The 629-nt window shown below is 51.4% G+C and carries 1 protein-coding gene; it reads right to left on the reverse strand.

The genetic code is table 11. The annotated features are described in order from the left end of the window. Positions 1 to 113 precede the first annotated feature (113 nt). Positions 114 to 629: hypothetical protein (locus tag ACOCD2_RS24750; protein ID WP_293675584.1), on the reverse strand; the 516-nt coding region annotated here is incomplete at its 5' end.

Consider the following 629-nt stretch of genomic DNA (forward strand, 5'->3'; position numbering starts at 1 on the left):
CCTATTGCCGCATCTCCAGTTACCTGCAGACCATGGCAAATCAGGGATACAATCCGCTGGTCGCCATTCAAATGGCCTTTTCGGGACAGCTCTATGCTGATAGGGGTGAGTAGTTACGTCTGAATTTCCTTTTCCAAATGACGAACTCGAGACTTCTGAGCAGCCTTAATTACTGACTCAGGCTGCCCCTCCATGCCAGGCCTAACCGTAGGATTAGCCTTGAAATCAGCAAGCTTTTTTTCATGCTCTGCAATGCGTTTTTCAAGTGACCGGATTCCTTTCTGAACAGACTTAGCCCCCTTCAACCAGCCGCCACCTAATGTCCCGGCTACTCCCCAAGCAACACCTTCCCAATCTCCATCGATCCCTGCAATGATAGTATCGTATGCAGAAATTGCGTTACCCACGATCGGAGTGTAGCCCGCAATATCTTTAATGGTCTCGGCATCCACATTTACGTTCGGGGGCGAGTAGTTACCTGCGAAACGATGCGACCAGAAGTTGTAAAGATACCCAAACGCCCCGCTCAGTGCCCCATTTGCGAACTTTCCTCCCGACAGGGTACTGGCCGTGCCGCCAATGATGGCCGACGCTGCTGCACCACCAAACTTTCCAGGAATGCTTTCCGA

This window comes from Thiolapillus sp., from assembly GCF_048562965.1.
GTDB classification, from domain to species: Bacteria; Pseudomonadota; Gammaproteobacteria; order Chromatiales; family Chromatiaceae; genus Thiolapillus; species Thiolapillus brandeum_A.